The organism is Kineococcus glutinatus, from assembly GCF_039542765.1.
GTDB lineage: Bacteria > Actinomycetota > Actinomycetes > Actinomycetales > Kineococcaceae > Kineococcus_A > Kineococcus_A glutinatus.
Map to the genome: position 1 here is coordinate 1 of NZ_BAABIL010000209.1, position 2,911 is coordinate 2,911.

The following is a 2,911-nucleotide window of genomic DNA, read 5'->3' on the forward strand; positions in this document are numbered from 1 at the left end:
CCGGCCCGGCCGTGGCCCGGCGCCGGACCCGGTCCGCCCGCCGCCTCGCGCCCGGGACGGCCGCACCCGGTCGGCTAAGCTGGCCGGGTGCGGCGCTCCAGCCTCCTTCCCCAGCCGCGCTGACCACCACGGCAGCGCGGCGGCCCCTCCACGTGCGAGGGGCCTTCTGCTGTCCGGGCACGGGTCCGGGCCCAGCGAGGAGGCGGAAGCCGTTCGACGACCCACCCGGTTCCCCGGGCGGGTCCGCGGCGCGGGAGGACGACATGACGCAGACGCAGGAGGGGGCCGGCAGCACGCCGGCCGCCGAGGGGCCCGAGCGCTACGACGCGCACGCCATCCAGGAGCGCTGGCTGCCCGTCTGGGACTCCCTCGCGCCCTTCCGCAGCGGCGCCGAGGGGGACGCGCGCCCCAAGAAGTACGTCCTCGACATGTTCCCGTACCCCTCCGGCGACCTGCACATGGGTCACGCGGAGGCCTACGCCCTCGGTGACGTCGTCGCCCGGTACTGGGTGCAGCGGGGTTTCGACGTCCTGCACCCCATCGGCTGGGACGCCTTCGGCCTGCCCGCGGAGAACGCCGCGATCCAGCGCGGCCTCGACCCGCGCGGCTGGACGTACGACAACATCGCCCAGCAGCGGGCGTCGATGCGCCGCTACGCCTGCTCCTTCGACTGGGACCGCGTGCTCGTCACGTGCGACCCGCAGTACTACCGCTGGAACCAGTGGCTGTTCCTGCGCATGCACGAGAAGGGCCTGGCGCACCGCCGCCCCAGCCTCGTGAACTGGTGCCCCAACGACCAGACCGTGCTGGCCAACGAGCAGGTCGTCGACGGCCGCTGCGAGCGCTGCGACACCCTGGTCACCAAGAAGAAGCTGACGCAGTGGTACCTGCGGATCACCGACTACGCCGACCGGCTGCTGGACGACATGGCGCAGCTGGAGGGGCACTGGCCGGACAAGGTCCTGTCCATGCAGCGCAACTGGATCGGCCGCTCCACGGGCGCCGACGTGCAGTTCCGCATCGAGGGGCGCGAGGAGCCGGTGCCGGTGTTCACCACCCGCCCCGACACCCTGCACGGCGCGACGTTCTTCGTCGTGGCCGCCGACGCCGACCTGGCGGCGGAACTGGCCGCCGGGGCCCCCGCGGACGTGCAGCAGGAGTTCGCCGCGTACGTCGAGCGGGTCCGGGCCGCCAGCGACATCGAGCGGCTGGCGACCGACCGGCCCAAGACGGGGGTGTTCCTGCACCGCTGGGCGCTCAACCCCGCGACGGGGGAGCGGCTGCCGGTGTGGGCGGCGGACTACGTGCTCGCCGACTACGGCCACGGCGCCATCATGGCGGTGCCGGCCCACGACCAGCGCGACCTGGACTTCGCCCGCGCCCACGACCTGCCCGTGCGGGTCGTCGTCGACGTGCGCGGCGAGGACGGCGAGCCGCTGCCCGACCCGGCCGGGACCGGCGTGGCGACCACGGGCGACGGGGTGCTGGTGAACTCCGGCCCCCTCGACGGCATGCGCAAGGCCGAGGCCATCGCCGCCATGACGCAGCTGCTGGCCGAGCGCGGCACGGGTGCGGCGGCGACGAACTACCGGCTGCGGGACTGGCTGATCTCCCGGCAGCGCTACTGGGGCACCCCCATCCCGATCGTGCACTGCGAGGCGTGCGGCGAGGTGCGGGTCCCGGACGAGCAGCTGCCCGTGGAGCTGCCGCCGGCCGAGGGCCTGGACCTCACCCCCAAGGGCACCTCCCCGCTGGGCGGGGCGAGCGACTGGGTGAACGTGGACTGCCCCTCGTGCGGGGGGCCGGCGCTGCGCGACACCGACACGATGGACACGTTCGTCGACTCCTCCTGGTACTTCCTGCGCTTCTGCTCCCCGCAGCGCGACGACGTCCCCTTCGACGTCGCCGAGGTGGAGCGCTGGCTTCCGGTGGCGCAGTACGTCGGCGGTGTGACCCACGCGATCCTGCACCTGCTGTACAGCAGGTTCTTCACCAAGGTGCTCTTCGACCTGGGGTACGTGACGTTCACGGAGCCGTTCCTGCGGCTGCTGAACCAGGGCATGGTCCTCATGGGCGGCTCCGCGATGAGCAAGTCGCGGGGGAACATCGTCCGGCTCTCCGAGCAGCTCGACGAGCACGGCGTGGACGCGGTGCGGCTCACCATGGCGTTCGCCGGGCCGCCGGAGGACGACATCGACTGGGCCGACGTGTCCCCGACCGGCTCGGCGAAGTTCCTCGCCCGGGCCTGGCGGCTGGCCCGCGACGTGACGTCCGCGCCCGGCACCGACCCCCGCTCCGGGGACCAGGCGCTGCGCGCGCTGACGCACCGGACGCTGCACGACGCCGCCCAGCTCGTGGAGGGTTTCCGCTTCAACGTGGTCGTGGCCAGGACCATGGAGCTGGTCAACGCCACCCGCAAGGCGATCGACGACGAGCGCGTCGGGCCCGGTGACGCCGGGGTGCGCGAGGCGGTGGAGGCGGTCGCGGTGCTGCTGAGCCTGTTCGCCCCGTACACCGCCGAGGACATGTGGGCCCAGCTGGGGCACGAGGCGTCGGTGGCACGGGCGGGCTGGCCGCAGGTCGACCCGACGCTACTCGTCGAGGACACGGTGACCTGCGTGGTGCAGGTGCAGGGCAAGGTGCGCGACCGGCTCGAGGTGCCGCCGGGCATCGGGCAGGACGAGCTGCGCGAGCTGGCGCTGGCGAGCGAGCGGGTGCAGGCGGCGCTGGCCGGCCGCGGGCTGCGCACGGTCGTCGTGCGGGCGCCGAAGCTCGTGAACATCGTCCCGGCCTGACCCGGCCGGGGCGGTGCGTCCGGGCGCCCACAGGCGCGCCGGGCGGGTGCCCGTCCGCAGGTGGTGTTCCACGCGCGCATCGCCGCCGAGCACCCCACCGCGCCGTTCGACGTGGA

Annotated in this window: 1 protein-coding gene; it reads left to right on the forward strand. The window is 74.0% G+C overall.

Annotated elements, in window-relative coordinates:
- Positions 1-263 precede the first annotated feature (263 nt).
- Complete coding sequence (gene leuS / locus ABEB16_RS09110) at positions 264-2,795, forward strand: leucine--tRNA ligase (protein WP_345711941.1); 2,532 nt, start codon at positions 264-266, stop codon at positions 2,793-2,795.
- Positions 2,796-2,911 lie beyond the last annotated feature (116 nt).